At 25.9% G+C, this 568-nt stretch carries 1 protein-coding gene and 1 pseudogene; both read right to left on the bottom strand.

Features of this window, described 5'->3' with window-relative positions; genetic code table 11:
* Nucleotides 1-245, bottom strand: a 245-nt coding sequence (locus LGK97_RS19685; RefSeq protein WP_226262015.1) for an ATP-binding protein, incomplete at its 3' end; no start/stop codon positions are given.
* Nucleotides 242-568: pseudogene (locus tag LGK97_RS19680) on the bottom strand (hypothetical protein); the annotation flags it as partial. The pseudogene LGK97_RS19680 and the gene LGK97_RS19685, both read right to left, overlap by 4 nt.

Raw genomic sequence — 568 nt, 5'->3', positions numbered from 1 at the left:
TCTATTACAAGATCTTCGATATATTTTTTATATGGAAATTTAGCTATTCTAATTCTATTTTGTTTATTACTTTCATTTCTTAAAATCTGTTCTTTTATCAACAACTTGTAAAGAAATTCTTCATAGGTTACACCATTAATGCAAGCGTCTTTTGCACATTCTTCAAAATTGCTTTTTACACCTGGAAGTTTAAGTTCTATAGTTAATTCCTCGATATCTTTATATAATTTCTTTTTATCATTCATATTATTGTCACCTCATTGTTAAAGCCTTCCGTTGAAATAGGTATTAGAAATTTATACGAATCCAACAAATTTTTAGATTCAGTTTCATTACTTGAATTAATGTGAGGAACTTTATTTTCAACAAAATTATCATAATCTCTATTACAAATAAATTTTATTTTCTCAGTTGTTATATCTAAGGGATTTATTTTATTTAGCAAATCTATAGCCTTTTGAACCGTAGAAATATTACTTTCACCTATGAACAAAAGTAACTCTATAAAATCTTTTTCTTTTTTGCTATAATAGGTATCGTAGATACTTTGGATTCTAGGGTCTGCTTG

Origin of the sequence: Clostridium sp. CS001, assembly GCF_020443565.1 — a bacterium.
Lineage (GTDB): Bacteria > Bacillota > Clostridia > Clostridiales > Clostridiaceae > Clostridium_AD.
Note: the sequence above shows the minus strand (reverse complement) of the source record. Positions and strands in the feature narration are given on the sequence as shown.